Source organism: Delftia acidovorans NBRC 14950 (genome assembly GCF_001598795.1).
Classification (GTDB): Bacteria; Pseudomonadota; Gammaproteobacteria; order Burkholderiales; family Burkholderiaceae_C; genus Comamonas; species Comamonas acidovorans.
Genome location: NZ_BCZP01000013.1, coordinates 40,667 through 60,383, shown reverse-complemented (window position 1 = coordinate 60,383; position 19,717 = coordinate 40,667). Strand labels below are relative to the sequence as shown.

16 protein-coding genes are annotated in these 19,717 nt (G+C 67.5%); 10 read left to right on the top strand and 6 right to left on the bottom strand.

Features of this window, described 5'->3' with window-relative positions; genetic code table 11:
* Positions 1-7: 7 nt before the first annotated feature.
* Positions 8-880 carry a 23S rRNA (adenine(2030)-N(6))-methyltransferase RlmJ gene (locus DA1_RS17770; protein ID WP_012207712.1) on the bottom strand — a complete coding sequence of 291 codons (873 nt, stop codon included), beginning with the start codon at positions 878-880 and terminating at the stop codon, positions 8-10.
* Between the two features lie 247 nt (positions 881-1,127).
* Here DA1_RS17770 and rplM point away from each other — a divergent pair, with 247 nt between their 5' ends.
* The 7 genes from rplM (at position 1,128) to DA1_RS17735 (ending at position 9,903) form a co-directional block, all read left to right on the top strand.
* Entirely contained in the window at positions 1,128-1,556 is a 429-nt protein-coding gene (gene rplM / locus DA1_RS17765; RefSeq protein WP_012207711.1) for a 50S ribosomal protein L13, read from the top strand.
* A 10-nt stretch (positions 1,557-1,566) separates the two neighbouring features.
* Positions 1,567-1,959 (top strand): 30S ribosomal protein S9, encoded by a 393-nt coding sequence (gene rpsI / locus DA1_RS17760; RefSeq protein WP_012207710.1) that lies wholly within the window; start codon positions 1,567-1,569, stop codon positions 1,957-1,959.
* 214 nt (positions 1,960-2,173) lie between these two features.
* The gene (gene erpA, locus DA1_RS17755) at positions 2,174-2,548 is read left to right on the top strand and encodes an iron-sulfur cluster insertion protein ErpA (RefSeq protein ID WP_013800449.1); all 375 of its coding nucleotides are present in this window, start codon (positions 2,174-2,176) and stop codon (positions 2,546-2,548) included.
* A gap of 116 nt (positions 2,549-2,664) precedes the next feature.
* Positions 2,665-4,107: a multidrug transporter subunit MdtD gene (mdtD, locus tag DA1_RS17750; protein ID WP_013800450.1), complete on the top strand. Its 1,443-nt coding sequence runs from the start codon at positions 2,665-2,667 to the stop codon at positions 4,105-4,107.
* A gap of 279 nt (positions 4,108-4,386) precedes the next feature.
* Positions 4,387-6,000 (top strand): xanthine dehydrogenase small subunit, encoded by a 1,614-nt coding sequence (xdhA, locus tag DA1_RS17745; protein WP_034397318.1) that lies wholly within the window; start codon positions 4,387-4,389, stop codon positions 5,998-6,000.
* A gap of 1 nt (position 6,001) precedes the next feature.
* Entirely contained in the window at positions 6,002-8,428 is a 2,427-nt protein-coding gene (gene xdhB / locus DA1_RS17740; protein ID WP_034397317.1) for a xanthine dehydrogenase molybdopterin binding subunit, read from the top strand.
* Between the two features lie 176 nt (positions 8,429-8,604).
* On the top strand, positions 8,605-9,903 hold the full coding sequence (locus DA1_RS17735) for an NCS2 family permease (protein ID WP_012207705.1): 1,299 nt from the start codon (positions 8,605-8,607) through the stop codon (positions 9,901-9,903).
* Between the two features lie 87 nt (positions 9,904-9,990).
* Here DA1_RS17735 and DA1_RS17730 read toward each other — a convergent pair whose 3' ends face one another.
* The gene (locus tag DA1_RS17730; RefSeq protein WP_034397316.1) at positions 9,991-11,154 is read right to left on the bottom strand and encodes an anhydro-N-acetylmuramic acid kinase; all 1,164 of its coding nucleotides are present in this window, start codon (positions 11,152-11,154) and stop codon (positions 9,991-9,993) included.
* Between the two features lie 105 nt (positions 11,155-11,259).
* Positions 11,260-12,654: a peptidoglycan DD-metalloendopeptidase family protein gene (locus DA1_RS17725; protein WP_012207703.1), complete on the bottom strand. Its 1,395-nt coding sequence runs from the start codon at positions 12,652-12,654 to the stop codon at positions 11,260-11,262.
* Positions 12,655-12,821: 167 nt separating this feature from the next.
* On the opposite strand from DA1_RS17725, the gene tyrS reads away from it, so the two are divergent.
* Complete coding sequence (gene tyrS / locus DA1_RS17720; protein ID WP_012207702.1) at positions 12,822-14,054, top strand: tyrosine--tRNA ligase; 1,233 nt, start codon at positions 12,822-12,824, stop codon at positions 14,052-14,054.
* A 153-nt stretch (positions 14,055-14,207) separates the two neighbouring features.
* Here the strand turns inward: tyrS and DA1_RS17715 are convergent, their stop codons facing one another.
* A complete protein-coding gene (locus DA1_RS17715) occupies positions 14,208-15,182 on the bottom strand; it encodes a LysR substrate-binding domain-containing protein (RefSeq protein WP_012207701.1) in 975 nt (324 codons plus the stop codon).
* A gap of 104 nt (positions 15,183-15,286) precedes the next feature.
* On the opposite strand from DA1_RS17715, the gene glmU reads away from it, so the two are divergent.
* Both glmU and DA1_RS17705 read left to right on the top strand, forming a co-directional pair.
* Positions 15,287-16,717 carry a bifunctional UDP-N-acetylglucosamine diphosphorylase/glucosamine-1-phosphate N-acetyltransferase GlmU gene (gene glmU / locus DA1_RS17710; RefSeq protein ID WP_034397314.1) on the top strand — a complete coding sequence of 477 codons (1,431 nt, stop codon included), beginning with the start codon at positions 15,287-15,289 and terminating at the stop codon, positions 16,715-16,717.
* Positions 16,718-16,811: 94 nt separating this feature from the next.
* Positions 16,812-17,672 (top strand): sensor histidine kinase, encoded by an 861-nt coding sequence (locus DA1_RS17705; RefSeq protein ID WP_012207699.1) that lies wholly within the window; start codon positions 16,812-16,814, stop codon positions 17,670-17,672.
* A gap of 25 nt (positions 17,673-17,697) precedes the next feature.
* On the opposite strand, the gene DA1_RS17700 is transcribed toward DA1_RS17705, so the two are convergent.
* Positions 17,698-18,858, bottom strand: a complete 1,161-nt coding sequence (locus tag DA1_RS17700) for a sensor domain-containing diguanylate cyclase (RefSeq protein WP_034397312.1) — start codon at positions 18,856-18,858, stop codon at positions 17,698-17,700.
* 217 nt (positions 18,859-19,075) lie between these two features.
* Positions 19,076-19,591 carry an Lrp/AsnC family transcriptional regulator gene (locus DA1_RS17695; protein WP_012207697.1) on the bottom strand — a complete coding sequence of 172 codons (516 nt, stop codon included), beginning with the start codon at positions 19,589-19,591 and terminating at the stop codon, positions 19,076-19,078.
* Positions 19,592-19,717 lie beyond the last annotated feature (126 nt).

The window sequence follows — 19,717 nt, the reverse complement described above, 5'->3', positions numbered from 1 at the left end:
ACCGTGTTCAGCCGCCGGATTCGAGCGTGAAGGCCGCGTTCTCGTCCTGACCGAGCAGCTTGACCAGCTGCGGCATGGCCGGCTTGAGCTGTTCCTTGAGATTGAACGGCGGATTGATCAGGAACATGCCGCTGGCCGGCAGGCCGCCGCGCTCCGACGTCTTGTTGCTCTTGACCGTGAGCTCCACATGCAACCAGCTCTTGCCGGCCTTGGTTGTCATGGTCTTCAGGCGGCGCGGCAGATCGTGCGCCTCGGGGCGCGGGATGATCGGATACCAGACCGCATAGGTGCCTGTGGCAAAGCGCTTGAGGCTGTCGGCCGCCATGTCCAGCACCTTGGCGTAGTCGCTCTTGAGCTCGTAGCTGGGGTCGCACAGCACCAGGGCGCGGCGCGACGGTGGCGGCAGGAATTTCTTGATGCCCTCGAAGCCGTCCTCGTGCAGCACGGCCACCTGGCGGCCCGCTTCGAGTTGGGCAATGTTGCCCACCAGCGAGCGCATGTCGGTGGGATGCAGCTCGAAGACCTTGAGCTTGTCGCGCTCCTGCACGCGCAGCAGGGACTGGATGATGAAAGGCGAGCCCGGGTAGTTGCGCAGCTGCGCGCCCTGGTTGAAGGAGCGCACCGTGGCCAGGTAGGCCTGCAGCACCGGGGCCAGCTCGGCCTCCTTGGCCTGGGCCAGGCGCATGATGCCGTCGGCGGACTCGCCGCTCTTGTTGGCGTAGTCGCCGTCCAGTCGGTACAGGCCGGCGCCGGCGTGCGTGTCCAGCACCGTGAGGGCGGCATCCTTCTGGAGGAGGTATTGCAGGGTGGCGATCAGCACGGTGTGCTTGAGCACATCGGCATGGTTGCCTGCATGGAAGGCGTGGCGGTAACTGAACATAGGCGTATGGTAACCAGCCGCGCTGCCGGGTGGTTGTCCGTGGCGGCTGAAGGATGGGGGCCGGCGCTGAAGCCAGGGCGGCGCAAGGGGGGATGGCGAAGACCTGCCGTTTTTGTATAATGGAGGGCTTCGCAGCGATTTTAGGGTCCCGCGGCGAAGTTTACATCCCCGCCTAAGAGGCTTCCTTTTTGAAGAAGCGCCGACCGCGGAAAAGGACCCGCCAAACCTTTCTTGAAAGAGAAAACTCATGTCTACATTCAGCGCAAAGCCCGCTGAGGTGCAACACGAGTGGTTTGTGATTGACGCCACCGATAAGGTGCTCGGACGTGTCGCCAGCGAAGTGGCACTCCGTCTGCGCGGCAAGCACAAAGCCATTTACACACCTCACGTTGACACCGGCGACTTCATCGTCATCATCAACGCCTCCAAGCTCAAGGTCACCGGCACCAAGAACCTGGACAAGGTGTACTACCGCCACTCTGGTTTCCCCGGCGGCATCACTGCCACCAACTTCCGCGACATGCAGGCCAAGTTCCCCGGCCGCGCTCTGGAAAAGGCCGTCAAGGGCATGCTGCCCAAGGGTCCCCTGGGCTACGCAATGATCAAGAAGCTCAAGGTGTACGGCGGTGCTGAGCATCCCCACACCGCCCAGCAGCCCAAGGCTCTGGAAATCTAAGGAGACCTAGATGATTGGTGATTGGAACAATGGCACCGGCCGTCGCAAATCCAGCGTCGCACGCGTGTTCCTGAAGAAGGGCTCCGGCAAGATTACCGTGAATGGCAAGGACATTCAGGAATACTTCGGCCGCGAAACCTCGATCATGATCGCAAAGCAACCCCTGGCTCTGACGAGCAACCTGGAAGCTTTCGACATTCAAGTGAACGTCCACGGTGGTGGTGAATCCGGCCAGGCCGGCGCTACCCGCCACGGCATCACCCGCGCCCTGATCGACTATGACGCAGCGCTCAAGCCCGTCCTGAGCCAAGCCGGCTTCGTGACGCGTGACGCTCGTGAAGTCGAACGTAAGAAGGTCGGCCTGCGCTCCGCACGCCGCGCCAAGCAGTTCTCCAAGCGTTAATCCGCTGGCACTGCAGGAAAGTCCCCCGGGGCTTTCCCCAGAAAAAAACCGCCTTTGCCGGCGGTTTTTTTCTGGGCGATGCAAACCCTTCGCATTCACCTTCGCCGTCGGTGGCCAATGCCCCCACTTGCACTGTCGTCAAGCTGGCGGCCCCGGGAATTCCCGAGCCCTTTGCTGTACCATTCGGGCCAATTGAGAACTTCGGAGTATCCCCATGAGCGCCGTCGCAGAAATCACCGAAACCACCACCGCCGAAATGCCCACCCCGATCGTCTTCACCGACAGCGCAGCTGCCAAGGTGGCCGATCTGATCGCCGAGGAAGGCAACCCTGACCTGAAGCTGCGCGTGTTCGTGCAAGGTGGCGGCTGCTCGGGCTTCCAGTACGGCTTCACCTTCGACGAGATCACCAACGACGACGACACGACCATGACCAAGAATGGCGTGTCGCTGCTGATCGACGCCATGAGCTACCAGTACCTGGTGGGTGCCGAGATCGACTACAAGGAAGACCTGCAGGGCGCGCAGTTCGTGATCAAGAACCCCAACGCCTCCACCACCTGCGGCTGCGGATCGAGCTTCTCGGTGTAAGCCTTGTCGGCCGCGCTGCAGTGAAGCCCGCAGCAGCCCGCCGCACAACACGCCACCAACCGCCGCGCAGCAATGCGCAGGCGGTTTTTTAACGCCTGCGCCCTTCCTGCCTTGCCATGATTCCTGAAGACAAAAGCGCTTCCGCCTCCACCACATCCTCCTCGCGTTCGGTGCTGCTATGGCTTGTGGCCATCGGCTTTTTCATGCAGACGCTGGACGGCACCATCGTCAACACCGCGCTGCCCACCATGGCCGAGGCCCTGGGCGAGAGCCCGCTGCGCATGCAGTCGGTCATCGTCGCCTACTCGCTGACCATGGCCATGCTGATCCCGGCCTCGGGCTGGATGGCCGACCGCTTCGGCACGCGGCGTGTCTACCTGTGGGCGATTGCGCTGTTCGTGCTGGGCTCGGTGATGTGCGCGATTGCGCCCAACCTGCAGCTGATGGTGGCTGCGCGCGTGCTGCAGGGCATGGGCGGGGCGCTGCTCATGCCGGTGGGGCGGCTGGCCGTGCTGCGCGCCTTTCCGCGCGAGCAGTTCCTCAAGGCCATGAGCTTCGTGGCCATCCCCGGCCTGGTCGGGCCGCTGATCGGCCCCACGCTGGGCGGCTGGATGGTGGAGTACGTGAGCTGGCACTGGATCTTCCTGGTCAATGTGCCCGTGGGCCTGATCGGCCTGGCCGCCACGCTGCGCTTCATGCCTGTGGGTGACCGCTTTGCCGTCAAGCGCTTCGACGGCGTGGGCTATGCGCTGCTGGCCTTCGGCATGGTGGCCGTGTCGCTGGCGCTGGACAGCATGTCGGGCAAGGGCATCCACGGCGCCATGGTCTTCGTGCTGCTGATCTTCGGCTTGGCCAGCCTGGCCGCCTACTGGCTGCACGCGCTGCGCCGGCCCGACCCGCTGTTCGCCCCCGAGCTGTTTGCCGTGCGCAGCCTGCGCGTGGGCCTGCTGGGCAACCTGTTCTCGCGCCTGGGCAGCTCCTGCATGCCCTTCCTGATCCCGCTGGTGCTGCAGGTCTGCCTGGGTTTCTCTCCGCTGCAGGCCGGCATGATGATGCTGCCCACGGTGCTGGCCAGCATGGCCATGAAGCGCCAGACCACCACGCTGATCCAGCGCATCGGCTACCGCCGCGTGCTCATGGGCAACACCCTGGTGCTGTCGCTGATGATTGCCAGCTTCGGCACGGTCTCCACGGCGCTGCCGCTGTGGGTGGTCATCGTCCAGCTGCTGATCTTCGGCGCCACCAACTCCATGCAGTTCACGGCCATGAACACCGTCACGCTCAAGGACCTCGATGCCGGCAACGCCAGCAGCGGCAACAGCCTGCTGTCCATGGTGCAGATGCTGGCCATGGGCATGGGCGTGGCCGCCGCAGGCGCCGTGCTGGCCGGTTTCAGCGAATGGTTCGGCGGCGACACGCCGCAGCACACCCTCAATGCCTTCCGCGCCACCTTCGTCTGCATGGGCGCGGTGACGCTGGCCTCGACCATGATCTTCTCGCAGCTCGGCGACGATGAGGATGTGCGGCCCAAGCCTCTGGAGCCGGCCGAGCACGAGTGAGGGCTGTGCATACCTTTTGAACCCTGAACCGCTGCAATCCACACTTTTGTTGCGGGTTTACCCTTGTTTTTGACAAGGATATATGGCAGCCCGCATAGGAAATATCGAGGCCGTCTTATGCGTTTGGGCGGGGCTGGACTTAATCTCGGGTACATCCGCAGGACTTACGCAAGCAAGAACGCAAACACGCCATCGCCACAGGGCCAGCGGCTTTCTTCCTCGGAATTTGCGTAAGTCGTGATCCGAACAGTCCACGCACCAGCAGTTGCCCCCACGAGCATGAGCCAGAGCCCCAGTTCCCAACCCATCCGCTTCTATCACCGCGGCCAGATCGTCGAGGTACAGGGGCCGCATCCCACGCGCTCGGTGCTGGACTGGCTGCGCGGCGACGCGCGCTGCACCGGCACCAAGGAGGGCTGCAACGAAGGTGACTGCGGCGCCTGCACCGTGGTCATCGCCGAGCTGGCCGAAGACGGCGCGCCCGACGCCGTGGGCGGCCTGCAGCTGCAGACGGTCAATGCCTGCATCCAGTTCCTGCCCACGCTGCACGGCAAGGCGCTGTTCACGGTGGAGGACGTCAAGGGCCAATGCGCCGGCAAGCAGGGCTGTGCCACGGGCAAGCCTGCGGGCGGTGCCGAGCTGCATCCCGTGCAGCAGGCGCTGGTGGACTGTCACGGCTCGCAGTGCGGCTTTTGCACGCCGGGGTTCGTGATGTCGCTGTGGTCGGCCTACGAGCACCACCAGCAGGCCGGCACGCGCCCCTCGCGCCAGCAGCTGGCCGACGAGCTGTCGGGCAATCTGTGCCGCTGCACGGGCTACCGTCCCATCCTGGACGCAGGCCAGCGCATGTTCGACCTGCCCGCCACGCGCATGGCCACCGAACCCGTGGTGCAGGCACTGCAGGGCCTGCGCGCGCAGGATGCCGGCTTGGACTACGCCGCGCCCAACGCCGCCCAGGACGGCCGTGTGGACAGCTTCCACGCTCCGCGCACGCTGGACGAGCTGGCCGCCGTGTGCGAGGCCAAGCCCCGCGCGCGGCTGCTGGCAGGCTCCACCGATGTGGGGCTGTGGGTGACCAAGCAGTTCCGCGACCTGGGCGACATCGTCTATGTGGGCGACGTGGCCGAGATGAAGCGCGTCGAGGAGCGCCGCGGCGCGGGCAGCCTGGAAGGCGGCGAGCTGTACATCGGCGCCGGTGCCTCGCTGGAATCGGCCTGGTCGGCGCTGTCGCAGCGCTTCGAAGGGCTGACTGATGTCTGGCTGCGCTTTGCCTCCGTGCCCATCCGCCATGCAGGCACCATGGGCGGCAACGTGGCCAATGGCTCGCCCATTGGCGACTCCCCGCCCGTGCTGATGGCGCTGGATGCGCAGATCGAGCTGCGCAAGGGCGCGCGCGTGCGCCGCATGCCGCTGCATGACTTCTATCTGGACTACATGAAGAACCAGCTGGAACCGGGCGAGTTCGTGCAGGCACTGGCCGTGCCGCTGGACGCTGCACGGCGCCAGACCCGTGCCTACAAGATCAGCAAGCGCTTTGACTGCGACATCTCGGCGCTGTGCGCGGGGCTGGCCATCGAGCTCGATGGCGACGTGGTGAAGTCCGCCCGCCTGGCCTTTGGCGGCATGGCCGCCGTGGTCAAGCGTGCGGCCCTGGCGGAGGCGGCCATCGTGGGCCAGCCCTGGGACCAGGCCGCAGTGAAGGCCGCCCAGGCCGCGCTGGCCCAGGACTTCAAGCCCATGTCCGACATGCGCGCCAGTGCCGACTACCGGCTCAAGGTGGCGCAGAACCTGCTGCAGCGCCTGTGGCTGGAGACACGTCCGCAGCAGCCGCTGCCGCTGCAGGCCACCAGCGTCTGGAGCGTGATGCCCCATGCAGTGCACCAAGGAGCCTGAAATGAACCGCCCCATCGATCCCTCCCTGCTGCACTCGTCCGAGGCCTTTGCGCATTACCTGAAGAACACCGCCTTCCGCGTGGACGAGCGCGCCGAGGCCGGTGCCCACACCCAGGGCCAGCGCGTTGGCATCAGCCGCCCGCATGAATCGGCCCATCTGCATGTGGCCGGCGAGGCCGCCTACATCGACGACCTGCCCGAGCTGGACGGCACGCTGCACTGTGCGCTGGGCCTGTCGCCCGTGGCCAATGGCCGGCTCAATGCGCTCAGGCTGGATGCCATCCGCGCCATGCCCGGCGTGGTGGCCGTGCTCACGGGCGAGGACATTCCCGGCGTCAACGACTGCGGCTCCATCATCCACGACGACCCCATCCTGTGCAGCGGCGAGATCCGCTACCTGGGCCAGCCGCTGTTCGCCGTGATCGCCGAAAGCCGCGAGGCTGCGCGCCTGGTTGCGGCCCAGGCCAAGGCGGCGGCCGACATCACGGCCGAGCCGCCCGTGCTCACGCCCCAGCAGGCGCATGAGCTGGGCCAGTACGTGCTGCCGCCCATGCACCTGGCGCGCAGCACGAATGAAGGCGGCGCGCGCCGCGCCATGGACGAGGCGCCGCACCGCCTGAAGTCATCGTTCTACGTGGGCGGCCAGGAGCAGTTCTACCTGGAAGGCCAGATCAGCTACGCCATTCCCAAGGAGGACGGCGCCGTCCACCTGTACTGCTCCACCCAGCATCCCAGCGAGATGCAGCACCTGGTGGCGCATGCGCTGGGCGTGGCCTCGCACGCCGTGCATGTGGAGTGCCGCCGCATGGGCGGCGGCTTCGGCGGCAAGGAGTCGCAGTCGGCCCTGTTCGCCTGCGTGGCCTCGGTGGCCGCGACGCGGCTGCGCCGGCCCGTCAAGCTGCGCCTGGACCGCGATGACGACTTCATGATCACGGGCCGCCGCCACTGCTTCTGGTACGAGTACGAGGTGGGCTACGACGACGAGGGCCGCATCCTGGGTGCCGAGATCTCCATGGTCTCGCGCGCCGGCCACTCGGCCGACCTGTCCGGCCCCGTGATGACGCGCGCGCTGTGCCACTTCGACAACACGTACTGGCTGCCCGATGTGTCCATGCACGGCTACTCCGGCAAGACCAATACGCAGAGCAATACGGCGTTCCGCGGCTTCGGCGGCCCGCAGGGCGCGATCGCCATCGAGAACATCATGGAGACGGTGGCGCGCGAGCTGGGGCGCGATGCGCTCGATGTGCGCCGCGTCAACTTCTACGGCAAGACCGAGCGCAATGTCACGCCCTACAGCCAGGTCGTGACCGACAACGTGATCCACGAGCTGGTGGCCGAGCTGGAGACCTGCAGCGACTACCGCGCGCGCCGCGATGCCATCGCCGAGTTCAACGCGGCCAGCCCCGTGCTCAAGCGCGGCCTGTCGCTGACGCCGCTCAAGTTCGGCATCTCCTTCAACGTCAAGCACTTCAACCAGGCCGGCGCCCTGGTCCATGTCTACAACGACGGCTCCATCCTCGTGAACCACGGCGGCACCGAGATGGGCCAGGGCCTGAACACCAAGGTGGCCCAGGTCGTGGCGCATGAGCTGGGCGTGGGCTTCGGGCGCGTGCGCGTCACGGCCACCGACACCACCAAGGTGGCCAACACCTCGGCCACGGCGGCATCGACGGGGGCCGACCTCAATGGCAAGGCCGCGCAGGACGCGGCGCGCCAGATCCGCGAGCGCCTGGCCGCCTGCGCCGCCGAGCGCCATGGCGGCCGTGCGGAGGACGTGCGTTTTGCCAATGACCAGGTCCACGTCAACGGCAAGGTGCTGGATTTCAAGGCCGTGGTGGGCGAGGCCTACATCGAGCGCGTGCAGCTGTGGTCCGACGGCTTCTATGCCACGCCCGGCCTGTCGTGGAACAAGGACACCATGCAGGGCCGGCCCTTCTTCTACTACGCCTACGGCGCCGCCGTGAGCGAGGTGGTGGTGGACACGCTGACCGGCGAGTTCAAGCTGCTGCGCGCCGATGTGCTGCACGACGTGGGCCGCTCGCTGAACCCGGCCGTGGACGTGGGCCAGGTCGAGGGCGCCTTCATCCAGGGCATGGGCTGGCTGACCACGGAGGAGCTGGTCTGGCACCCGCAAAGCGGCAAGCTCACCACGCACGCGCCCAGCACCTACAAGATCCCGACGGCCAATGATTGCCCGCCCGTGTTCAACGTGCGGCTGTTCGAGGGCGACAACTTCGAGGACTCCATCCACCGCAGCAAGGCCGTGGGCGAGCCGCCGCTGCTGCTGCCGTTCTCGGTGTTCTTCGCCATCCGCGATGCCGTCTCGGCTGCGGGCGGGCACCGCAGCAACCCGCCGCTGCAGTCGCCGGCCACGCCGGAATCCATCCTGCGCGCCATCGAGGCCGTGCAGGCCGCCGGGAGCTGAGCGGACCGGCGCCGCCCCCTCATTCCTTGAATCCGCGCGCAGCGATGCGCGCCACCAGGTCCATGGCTGCCCGGCAGGGTGCCATGCCTTGTGCCGGCCTGGACAGCCGGTGCTCAACCCTGGGCGCTTTCACAACCGTTGCGCCCCGCATGCGAAAACAACACGGAGACAATGCGATGAACTGGATGGAACGGGTGTTCAAGCTCAGTGAGCACGGCACCAATGTAAGAACCGAGCTGGTCGCGGGCCTGACGACCTTTCTGACGATGGCCTACATCATCTTCGTCAATCCCTCGATCCTGGGGGATGCGGGGATGCCCAAGGGGGCCGTCTTCGTGGCCACCTGCCTGATCGCGGCGCTGGGCACGACCATCATGGCGCTGTACGCCAACTATCCCATCGCGCTGGCGCCGGGCATGGGCCTGAACGCCTACTTCGCCTACGTGGTGGTGCTGCACATGGGCTTCACCTGGCAGGCCGCGCTGGGCGCGGTCTTCGTCTCGGGCTGCCTGTTCCTGCTGGTGACGCTGTTCGGCCTGCGGGAGCTGATCATCAAGGGCATACCGCAGTCCATACGCATAGCGATCACCGTGGGCATCGGCCTGTTCCTGGCGCTGATCGCGCTCAAGAGCGCGGGCATCGTCGCGGCATCGCCGGCCACCTTCGTGACGCTGGGCGACCTGCACAAGCCCGAAGTCATCCTGGCCTCGCTGGGCTTTCTGATCATCGTGGTGCTGGACCGCCTGAAGGTGCCGGGCGCCATTCTGATCGGTATCGTCGCGGTCACCGTGGCCTCGTTCTTCTTCGCAGGCAACGAGTTCCACGGCGTGTTCTCGGCGCCGCCCTCCATTGCGCCCACCTTCCTGCAGCTGGACATCAAGTCCGCGCTGACGGGCGGCATCCTCAACGTGGTGCTGGTGTTCTTCCTGGTCGAGCTGTTCGATGCCACGGGCACGCTGATGGGCGTGGCCAAGCGCGCCGGCCTGCTGGTGCCCAGCCGCATGGGCCGCTTCAACCGCTCGCTGCTGGCCGACAGCGGCGCCATCTTCGCGGGCTCGCTGCTGGGCACCTCCAGCACCACGGCCTACGTGGAAAGCGCGGCCGGTGTGCAAGCGGGCGGCCGCACGGGCCTGACGGCGCTGACCGTGGCCGTGCTCTTCCTGTGCTGCCTGTTCCTGTCGCCGCTGGCCGGCGTGGTGCCCGGCTACGCCACGGCGCCCGCGCTGTTCTTCGTGGCCTGCCTGATGCTCAAGGAGCTGACCGAGATCGAATGGGGCGAGACCACCGAGGCCATCCCCGCTGCCGTCACGGCCCTGCTCATGCCCTTCACCTACTCGGTGGCCAATGGCCTGGCCTTCGGCTTCATCACCTATGCAGTGCTCAAGCTGTTCACGGGGCGCGCCAAGGAAGTGCACTGGATGGTGTGGCTGATCGGCGGCGTCTTCCTCTTCAAGTTCGTCTATATCGGCGGCTGACGTAGCGCACTGTTTTTGGTGGGGGGCCCGCGCCTGGCAGCAATGCCTTGCGCGGGCCTTTTTGCTGGCGCTGCTTTTCCGCGTTACTCATGCGGGGTGGATGGCGCCCAGGATGCGCGGGCCGCGTGCGCCCGTCACGGCGGGCAGGTTGCCGGGCAGGCCCAGCAGGGCCTGGCGCGCCAGCCAGGCAAAGGCGGCGGCCTCCACCTGCTGAGGCGGCAGGCCGCGCGCGGCCGTGGTGTCCACGGCCACGCCAGGCAGCAAGGCGGCGATGCGCCGCATCAGTTGCGTGTTGAAGGCGCCTCCGCCGCAGACCAGCAGCTCGCCGCCGCCATGCCCGAAGCGCTGCACGGCATCGGCGCAGGTGCGGGCCGTGAATTCGGTGAGCGTGGCCTGCACGTCGGCGGGGCGGGCATCGGCGGCGCTGGTTGCACTGGCGGAAAGATGGCCGGCCAGCCAGTCGTCATGGAACAGGTCGCGCCCCGTGCTCTTGGGCGGCGGCTGCTGCAGGAAAGGCTCGGCCAGCAGGCGGTCGAGCAGGGCGGGCAGCACCTGGCCCGTGGCCGCCCATTGGCCGCCGTCGTCATAGGGCTGGCCCGTGTGCGCCTGGCACCAACCGTCCATCAGCGCATTGCCGGGGCCGCAGTCGAAGCCCAGCACCGAGTCGTGGTCGCCATGGCCATCACCCGCCAGCACGCTGAGATTGGCAATGCCGCCGATGTTGAGCACCAGCACCGTCTCGCCGTGCCGACCGAACACGCCCTGGTGGAAGGCGGGCACCAGCGGCGCGCCCTGGCCGCCAGCGGCCACATCGCGGCTGCGCAGGTCGGCCACCACGGCAACGCCGCTGAGCTCGGCCAGCAGGGCCGGGCTGTTGAGCTGCAAGGTGTAGCCCGTGCCGTCGAACATCTGCGGCCGGTGGCGCACGGTCTGGCCGTGGGCGCCAATGGCGGCGATCTGCGCGGGCGCCAGGCCCGTGGCCTGCAGCAGTTCCCGCACCACCTCGGCATAGCTGCGCGCCAGCGCATTGGCCGCCAGCGCCGCGCGGTGCAGCTCATCGCGGCCATCGGGGGTGTTCAGCGCCAGCAGCTCGGCGCGCAGCGCGGCGTCGAACCCCCGGCTGGCATGCCACAGCACCTGCGTGCCTTCGGCAAAGTCCACAAGCACGCCGTCCACCCCGTCAAGCGAGGTGCCGGACATCAGGCCTATGCAGTAGCGGTGGGCGATGGGGGAGGGGGTGGGCTGGTTCATGCCGGCAATGGTAGCCCTGCGGCCCGGGAGCCGCGATCACAAAAGGATGCGCCTGAAACAACAAAGGCTGCCAGGGCAGCCTTTGCGGGATGGGAGCGCGGTGGCTCAGCGTTCGCTGGCCAGGGCCAGTGCTTCGTTCGATGCCTGCAGCTCGATGCGCATCTGCGCGGCCATCTTGTCGAAGGCAGCGCGGCCGGCCTTGGAGACGGGGCGGGCGGCATCGGTGGCCTGGACGATGGTCATGGGATCGCGGTGCTCGCCGTTGACGCGGAACTCGAAGTGCAGGTGCGGGCCGGTGGCCCAGCCCGTGGAGCCCACGTTGCCGATGATGTCGCCCTGCTCCACGCGCTGGCCGCGCGTGACGCCGATGTGGCTCAGGTGGGCGTAGACCGTGGTGTGGTTGTTGGCGTGGTCCACGAAGATCACGTTGCCATAGCCGTTCTGCACGCCCGCGAAGGAGACGGTGCCGTCGCCCACGGTACGCACCTTGGTGCCCGTGGCAGCGGCGAAGTCCGTGCCCAGGTGGGCGCGCCAGGTCTTGTGGATGGGGTGCATGCGCATGGCAAAGCCGCTGCTGATGCGCGAGAACTCCACGGGAGAGGTCAGGTAGGCCTGGCGGCGGCTCTTGCCGTCCATGGTGTAGTAGTCGCCCTTGGCCTTGCCTTCGTCCTGGAACCACAGCGCCTGCACGACCTTGCCGTTGTTGTGGAACTCGGCGCTGAGCACGCGGCCTGCGCGCAGCGGCTCGCCATCGGCTTCCAGCGATTCGTAGACCACGGAGAAGCGGTCGCCCTTGCGCAGGCTGCGGCGGAAGTCCACGTCGCCCTGGAAGATGTCGGCCATCTGCATGGCCACGGCATCGGGGATGGAGGCCGCGTCGGTGGCGGCGAACAGCGAGCTGCGGATGATGCCGCCGGCCAGGCGGGGCGAGGCCGTCAGCTTGCCCGTCTCGATACGGGTGCTCAGTTCATTGTTCTTGCGCTCGACCACAAGGCGGCGGAAGCTGCCGTCCTCGTCGGGTGCCCAGCGCACGGTCAGCTGCGACAACTGGTGATCAGGCGTGGTCTCGGCCGTCACCAGGCGGCCGGCGCGGCCCAGCACATGCTGGCGAACCTGGTCGTTGCCGCGCATGAAGGCGGCAGCGGCCGGATCGGCCACGCCCAGGCGCTGGAGCAGGGTTTCGGCCGTGTCGCTGCCGCGCGTGTATTCGGAACGGTACAGGGACATGCCCTGCACGCTGTCGGTCAGCTCGGCCAGGGTCTGGCCTTCGGCCAGCGATTCCACGGGCGTGGAGAGCATGCGCACCGGCAGGTCGGCCGGATCGGGTCCCAGGTTGGCCACGGCGAAGGCGCCGCCGCCGCCCGTGAGCAAGATGGCTGCCAGTGCCGCGGTGACACGCTTGGGGTGTTGCTGGATCACGGAGGTCAGCCGCGCAACAAGAGCACCGCTGGCATGGTTCAAGCCATATTTCACAACATCAGATCCTTGGGTTGCGCGCATCCGGCCCAGTGGGGGCCGGACAGCATCGCAGCGGCGGGATACGCTCTCCAGACGGGCAACAAGTCCGCGCTCTGCGGTGCGGATAGGCGGGCGTCTAGAATTCGCCGCAGCGGGAAAATCCCCGGAGTATACCGACGCAGTCCTACGCGGCCTGGCGAAAAACCCTTATGAATCAATCTGCTGTTACAACATACCCGGTCACCGACGGTGTAAGCCAAGCGCTTGAAACCACCCTGCGCGGAGTGGATGAGCTGCTGCCCCAGGCGGACTGGGTGCAAAAGCTGGCCCGTTCCGAGGCCACCGGCGTGCCGCTGCGCATCAAGCTGGGCCTGGACCCGACGGCGCCCGACATCCATCTGGGCCACACCGTGGTGCTCAACAAGATGCGCCAGCTGCAGGACCTGGGCCACCAGGTGATCTTCCTGATCGGCGACTTCACCACCCTGATCGGCGATCCTTCGGGCCGCAACAGCACGCGCCCGCCGCTGACGGCCGAGCAGATCAAGGTCAACGCCGAGACCTACTACACCCAGGCCGCCAAGGTGCTGGACCCCGCCCGCACCGAGGTGCGCTACAACAGCGAGTGGTGCGACAAGCTGGGCGCGCGCGGCATGATCGAGCTGTCGGCCAAGTACACGGTGGCCCGCATGATGGAGCGCAACGACTTCCACCAGCGCTTCACCGACGGCAGCTCCATCAGCCTGCACGAGTTCCTCTACCCGCTGCTGCAGGGCTATGACTCGGTGGCGCTGCGCGCCGACCTGGAGATGGGCGGCACAGACCAGAAGTTCAACCTGCTCATGGGCCGCCATCTGCAGCAGGAATACGGGCAGGACACGCAGTGCGTGCTCACCATGCCGCTGCTGGTGGGCCTGGACGGCGAGCACAAGATGTCCAAGTCCAAGAACAACTACATCGGCATCACCGAGGACGCCAACACCATGTTCGCCAAGGTGCTGAGCATCTCGGACACGCTGATGTGGAACTGGTACACCCTGCTGTCGTTCAAGAGCCTGGCCGAGATCGCCGCGCTCAAGGCCGAGGTGGAAGGCGGGCGCAATCCCAAGGACGCCAAGGTGCTGCTGGCCAAGGAAATCACGGCGCGCTTTCACAGCGCGGCGCTGGCCGATGCGGCCGAGCAGGATTTCAACAACCGCAGCAAGGGCGGCATTCCCGACCAGATCGACGAGGTCAGCCTGTCGGGCGCGCCGCTGGGCATCGGTGCCTTGCTCAAGCAGGCCAACCTGGCGCCTTCGACCAGCGAGGCCAACCGCCTGATCGACGGCGGCGGCGTGCGCGTGGATGGCACGGCCATCAGCGACCGGGGCCTCAAGCTCGAAGCCGGCACCTATGTGGTGCAAGTGGGCAAGCGCAAGTTTGCGCGCGTGACGCTGGGCTGATGACCGCGCCGGGCCATGCGCCCGGCTGCACAGGAATGAAGGACGCCGGCATGCCCGCGTCCTTTTTTCATCGCCGGGCCGCCCCAAGATGAAAACGGCCCCCTCGGGGGGCAGCGGACCTTGCGCAGCAAGGGGAGCGTGGGGGGACATTTTTCAAGCCGGGGGCGATTCGACGGTTTCGCGCGTGACCTCGGCCTGCTCCTGCAGCCACCGGCAGAAGGCGGCCACCTCGGGACGCGCGGCGCTGCGCGGGCCCACGATCAGCCAGTAGGCCAGCGGCGATTCCAGCCGGTGTGCGGGCAGCACCTCGACCAGGTCGCCAGCCGCCAGCGCATCGGCCACCAGCGGCAGCCGCGCAATCGCCAGGCCCTGGCCGGCCAGTGCGGCCTGCACGATCTGGTGGGCGTAGTTGAAGTACAGCCAGCGCGGCGGCTGCAGCTGGTCGCAGCCCTGCACGCCGAACCAGCGCTGCCAGCCCAGCCATTCCAGCTGGGGCATGCGGTGGGCGTCGCCGGTCTCGATCAGCGTGTAGCGCGCGGCATCGGCCGGCGTCCTGAGCGGCGGGCCGCCGGCCAGCAGGCGCGGGCTGGCCACCACGGCCAATTGCTCGCCGAACAGGCGCTGCGCCTGGGGCCAGCCGTCGCCCGCGCGGCCGTAGCGCAGGGCCAGGTCCACGTCGGTGGTGTCCAGGTCCATCACGGTGTCGCTGGTGTCGATGCGGATGTCGATATCGGGCCAGGCGCGCTGGAAGGACTCCAGGCGCGGGATCAGCCACATGGCGGCAAAGCTGGCCCAGGTGGTGATGGCCACGCTCTTGCGGCCCACGGTCTGGCGGATCTGGCGCACCGAGGCGTCGATCTGCTCCAGTGCAGGCGCCACCGAGCGCAGCAGCTGGGCGCCGGCCCCGGTCAGCTCCACGGCGCGCGTGTGGCGCAGGAACAGCGGCACGCCGACTTCATCCTCCAGCGACTGGATCTGGCGGCTCACGGCCGACTGCGTCAGCGACAGCTCGTCGGCTGCCGCGCGGAAATTCAGGTGCCGGGCCACGGCCAGGAAGGCACGCAGATGGCCGGCTCCGATGGCGCGTGTGCGCAGCAGGGGAACGGGAGCAGTGGTGGCATGGGGCATGGCGCCGCCAGCATACGTCAATCGTGTGACCGGCCGCAGCCCTTGGCGGGCAGATAATCGGCGGCGTTGCCGGCACAGGTTCTGGCGTTTTGGATGAATCACCTATGACAGCACCTCTGGATCTCGTCATCATGGCCGCGGGCAAGGGCACGCGCATGAAAAGCCGCCTTCCCAAAGTCCTGCAGCGCCTGGCGGGGCGCCCGTTGCTGGGCCATGTGCTGTCCACGGCGGCGCAGCTGGATGCGCGCTCGGCCGTGGTGGTCACAGGCCACGGCGCGGACCAGGTGGAGCCCGCCATGGCGGCGGCCTGCCAGGGCGGCTCCATGGCGCTGAAGTTCGTGCGCCAGGAGCCGCAGCTGGGCACGGGCCACGCGGTGCAGCAGGCCGTGCCCGCGCTGGCGGGCGACGGCATGGTCATCGTGCTCTCAGGCGATGTGCCGCTGACGCAGGCCGACACGCTGCGCGCCCTGGTCGATGCGGCCGATGGCCAGCGGCTGGCGCTGCTGACCGTGCGCCTGCCCGATCCCACGGGCTACGGCCGCATCGTGCGCGGCGAAGACGGCACGGTGCAGCGCATCGTCGAGCAAAAGGATGCCAATGACGCCCAGCGCGCCATCCAGGAAATCTACAGCGGCATCATGGCCGTGCCGGCCCGCCACCTGGCCGGCTGGCTGGCCCGCCTGACCAATGACAACGCCCAGGGCGAGTACTACCTGACCGACGTGGTCGCCATGGCCGTGGCCGACGGCGTGCCCGTGGTCGCGCACTGCATTGCCGACCCGGTGCAGGTGGCGGGCGTCAACAGCCCGCTGCAACTGGCCGAGCTGGAGCGCGCCCACCAGGGCGCCCAGGCCCGTGCGCTGATGGAGCAGGGCGTGCGCCTGGCCGACCCCGCGCGCTTTGACCTGCGCGACGACCCGCGCACGGGCCGCGCGGCACGCCTGGCCTGCGGGCAGGATGTGGAGATCGACGTGGGCTGCATCTTCAGCGGCCATGTGGAGATTGGCGAAGGTGCGCGCATCGGCGCCTATTGCAGCATTGCCAACGCCACGATTGCGGCGGGCGCCGTCCTCCATCCGTACACGCATGTCGATGGCGAGAAGGCCGGCGTCAGCGTGGGCGAGGGCGCACTGGTCGGCCCGTTTGCGCGCCTGCGCCCCGGTGCGCAACTGGGCCGCGAAGTGCACATCGGCAACTTCGTCGAGGTCAAGAACTCCGTGCTGGCCGATGGTGCCAAGGCCAACCACCTGGCCTACCTGGGCGATGCCACGGTGGGCGAGCGCGTCAACTACGGCGCCGGCTCCATCACGGCCAACTACGACGGCGTGAACAAGCACCGCACGGTGATCGAGGCCGACGTGCACATCGGCAGCAACTGCGTGCTGGTGGCGCCCGTGACCATTGGCGCGGGTGGCACGGTGGGCGGCGGCTCCACGGTCACCAAGAGCACCGAGCCCGGCGTGCTCACGGTATCGCGGGGCAGGCAGGTGAGCATCACCAGCTGGAAGCGCCCAGTCAAACTGCCCAAGTCCTGAGACTTCCGAGACACGTGGGCTCGAGGGCCCGCATCGCCGGCGGGTCCCGTACGGGGTACGCCGATTTGCCGAATCTCCTGACCCTGTCCATGCCATGACGGAACCTTTCGCCCCCCATCCGCCCCCCGACCCCGCCGCCGACCTGCAGGGCCCTCCCCGCACGTTGCAGGATGCGCTGGAGCGCCTGGCCCAGCGCGAGCAGGAACTGCAGGCCCTGCGCGCCGCGCAGCAGGAATGGCTGCATGCGGTGTCGCACGATCTGCGCGCGCCGCTGCGCCATGTGCTGTCCTTCGGCCCCCTGGTCGATGAGCTGCTGTCGCAGGCTGCGCCTTCGCCGCAGGAGCTGCAGGAGGCGCGCGGCTTCCTGCAGACCATGGACCAGTCGGCGCGCCGCATGGGCGGCATGCTCGACGGCCTGCTGGCCCTGTCGCGCGCCGCGCGCACGCCCATGCAGTGGCAGCCCGTCGCCTTGCAGGAGCTGCTGGAGCAGGCGCGCACGGCGGTGCTGGCGCAGCCGCGCTGGGCGGCCTGCGGCGCGGCGGCGCGGCTGCAATGGAGCCTGCCGCAGCAAAGTCCCGCCGTGCGTGCCGACGCGGCCCTGCTGCGCCAGGTGCTGGAGGCACTGCTGGACAACGCCGTCAAGTTCACCCGGCCCGTGGACCAGCCGCGCATTGCCATCGATGTGGAGCGCCATGCCGACGGCGGCATCACGCTCAGCGTGACGGACAACGGCGTGGGGTTCGACCCCTCGCGTGCGGGAGCGCTGTTCGGCATCTTCCAGCGCATGCACCGCGAATCCGAGTTCCCCGGCCTGGGCACGGGCCTGGCCCTGGTGCGCGGCGTGATGCGCCGCCACGGCGGCGAGGCCACCATCCGCGCCACGCCCGCGGGCGGCTGCTGCGTTTGCCTGAACTGGCCCGGCGGCGAAGTGCGGCGCGCCGATCGCGGGCTCTGAGACCGCCTGCCGCTGGCGCCTGCCCTCAGATCAGCGTGTCGTCCGGCTCGGGCTGGTGCGTGGGGCGGGAGTCCCTGGTGTCCGGGCCCGTGTCGGAGCCTGTATCGGGGTCTGTGTCCGAGCCTGTTCCCGCTCGGGCAGGCGCGCTGCCGGCCATCAGCGGCGCGGCGGGAATCACCTGGTCGCGCCCGGCATCCTTGGCGCTGTAGAGCGCGCTGTCGGCCGCATTGATCCAGTCCTTGACCGACAGAAAGCTCGGGTCAGCCGCCGCCACGCCAATGCTGGCGCTCACGCGCAGCTGGGGATGCTCGCGCACGCGCAGCTGGCTCAACTGGTTGCGTATGCGCAGCGCCACCGCATAGGCGTCGTCCAGCTGGGTGTGCATGCACAGCACGGCGAATTCGTCGCCGCCATAGCGGCCCGCCGCGTCGTGCGAGCGCAGGCAGTGCCGGATGGTCAGGCCTATGGCCTGCAGCACCTCGTCGCCCACGGTGTGGCCAAAGCTGTCGTTGATGCGCTTGAAGTGGTCTATGTCCACGATCAGCAGGCAGGCCGAGGCCTGCGTCTGCCGGTAGTCGCGCAGCGCGGCGCGGGCCTTTTGCCACCAGTAGTCCCGGCTGTACAGCGTGGTCAGCGGGTCGATGCGGCTGAGCACCTGCAGCTTCACGTTCTGGCGCGCCAGCTTGCGCACCAGCTGGCGCGTGGACCAGCTGGAGAACACGCTGTGCAGCAGGAGCAGGGGCAACATGCTCAGCTGCATGGCCAGGCTGGCCTCCCAGTCGGGCACGGGCCGCAGCAGCAGGGCCACCAGCGCTGCGGCCAGCAAGGTGGCCACCAGCGATTGCAGCCAGCCGTCGCGCGTGGCCGTGTGGTTGCGGTCGGCAATGCTGATGGCCAGCAGCGCAATGCTGGGCAATGCGCAGAAATGCATCACGGGAATCCAGCTGCCGATGATCAGCGCGTCTATCTGCAGATTGGCGTGTTCGGCGCGGTGGCTGTCACGGCTGTGGCGGGCGTGCAAAAAGGCGATGTGCGGCCAGACCAGGGCGCTCACCAGCACAAAGCCCCAGACCGCCGGGCTGGCGCCCATCTCGGTCATGGCCGTGCCCACGACGAGGCCGCCCAATGCCATGCTGGAGACGCGCAAGGGGTAGGTTCGGCGATGGATGCGCTGGCGCAAGGACATGGCGGTGCGAGCCGAGTGCGCGCCGATTGCCTAGCGCGTCAGAAAGTGTTGTTGCATCAATTTGTATCATTGTCCCCGTGCGTGCGCAACGCCTTAAAGTTTAACGTTGCCCAAAGTTGGCGTTCGGGACACATTGCAGGCCTGTTGTCCTACGCGGGCCCGATGCAGCGTAGCTTCCTGATGAGCACAAATACTCACAAAATCAAGGCTCCTGGCCTCATTCGGCGGCTGTTCCGGGATTTGTGGACGGCAGCGGCATGGCGGTGGAAAACTTGGCGCGCTTGACGCTGAAAAAACTCTTGACATTGCGCACGTTGGCGTCGCCCGTGAATAGCGCGCGGCTCAACTCCAGGTAGGCCGGCATGTCGGGCGCGGCCACCACGAGGATGAAATCAGGCCCGGCCGACACGCGCCAGCACTGCTGCACGGCGTCCAGCGCCACGGCGCGGCGCTCGAAGCTGTCCAGCGAATCACTGTCCTGGCGGTCCAGCGAGACTTCCACGATGGCCTGCAGCCCGTGGCCCAGGGCGGCGGCCAGGCGTTCCGGCTGGAGGATGGCCACCTGCCGCTCGATCAGCCCGGTCTCCTGCAACCGCCGCACGCGGCGCAGGCAGGTGGGCGGCGACAGCTGCAGCAGCGCGGCCAGGGCCTGGTTGCTGCGGCTGGCATCGACCTGCAGCAATTGCAGCAACCGTAGATCGGTGGCGTCCAGTTCTATGGAATTTTGTGTCATTGAATTCTATGAATTGAAATAATATTTCTTGTGCTGGTTTCTATGAAATATTAGTTCAATAGATAAGGAAATTTGGCGAGAAATTTCTTTTCAATCTGCGTAGCATCCGTCGTCATCTCGAAACAA

Excerpts from the sequence above, each read along its gene's own strand:
- DA1_RS17770 (WP_012207712.1), bottom strand. The coding sequence starts at position 880 with ATGTTCAGTTACCGCCACGCCTTCCATGCAGGCAACCATGCCGATGTG.
- rplM (WP_012207711.1), top strand. The coding sequence starts at position 1,128 with ATGTCTACATTCAGCGCAAAGCCCGCTGAGGTGCAACACGAGTGGTTT.
- rpsI (WP_012207710.1), top strand. The coding sequence starts at position 1,567 with ATGATTGGTGATTGGAACAATGGCACCGGCCGTCGCAAATCCAGCGTC.
- erpA (WP_013800449.1), top strand. The coding sequence starts at position 2,174 with ATGAGCGCCGTCGCAGAAATCACCGAAACCACCACCGCCGAAATGCCC.
- mdtD (WP_013800450.1), top strand. The coding sequence starts at position 2,665 with ATGATTCCTGAAGACAAAAGCGCTTCCGCCTCCACCACATCCTCCTCG.
- xdhA (WP_034397318.1), top strand. The coding sequence starts at position 4,387 with ATGAGCCAGAGCCCCAGTTCCCAACCCATCCGCTTCTATCACCGCGGC.
- xdhB (WP_034397317.1), top strand. The coding sequence starts at position 6,002 with ATGAACCGCCCCATCGATCCCTCCCTGCTGCACTCGTCCGAGGCCTTT.
- DA1_RS17735 (WP_012207705.1), top strand. The coding sequence starts at position 8,605 with ATGAACTGGATGGAACGGGTGTTCAAGCTCAGTGAGCACGGCACCAAT.
- DA1_RS17730 (WP_034397316.1), bottom strand. The coding sequence starts at position 11,154 with ATGAACCAGCCCACCCCCTCCCCCATCGCCCACCGCTACTGCATAGGC.
- DA1_RS17725 (WP_012207703.1), bottom strand. The coding sequence starts at position 12,654 with ATGCGCGCAACCCAAGGATCTGATGTTGTGAAATATGGCTTGAACCAT.
- tyrS (WP_012207702.1), top strand. The coding sequence starts at position 12,822 with ATGAATCAATCTGCTGTTACAACATACCCGGTCACCGACGGTGTAAGC.
- DA1_RS17715 (WP_012207701.1), bottom strand. The coding sequence starts at position 15,182 with ATGCCCCATGCCACCACTGCTCCCGTTCCCCTGCTGCGCACACGCGCC.
- glmU (WP_034397314.1), top strand. The coding sequence starts at position 15,287 with ATGACAGCACCTCTGGATCTCGTCATCATGGCCGCGGGCAAGGGCACG.
- DA1_RS17705 (WP_012207699.1), top strand. The coding sequence starts at position 16,812 with ATGACGGAACCTTTCGCCCCCCATCCGCCCCCCGACCCCGCCGCCGAC.
- DA1_RS17700 (WP_034397312.1), bottom strand. The coding sequence starts at position 18,858 with ATGTCCTTGCGCCAGCGCATCCATCGCCGAACCTACCCCTTGCGCGTC.
- DA1_RS17695 (WP_012207697.1), bottom strand. The coding sequence starts at position 19,591 with ATGACACAAAATTCCATAGAACTGGACGCCACCGATCTACGGTTGCTG.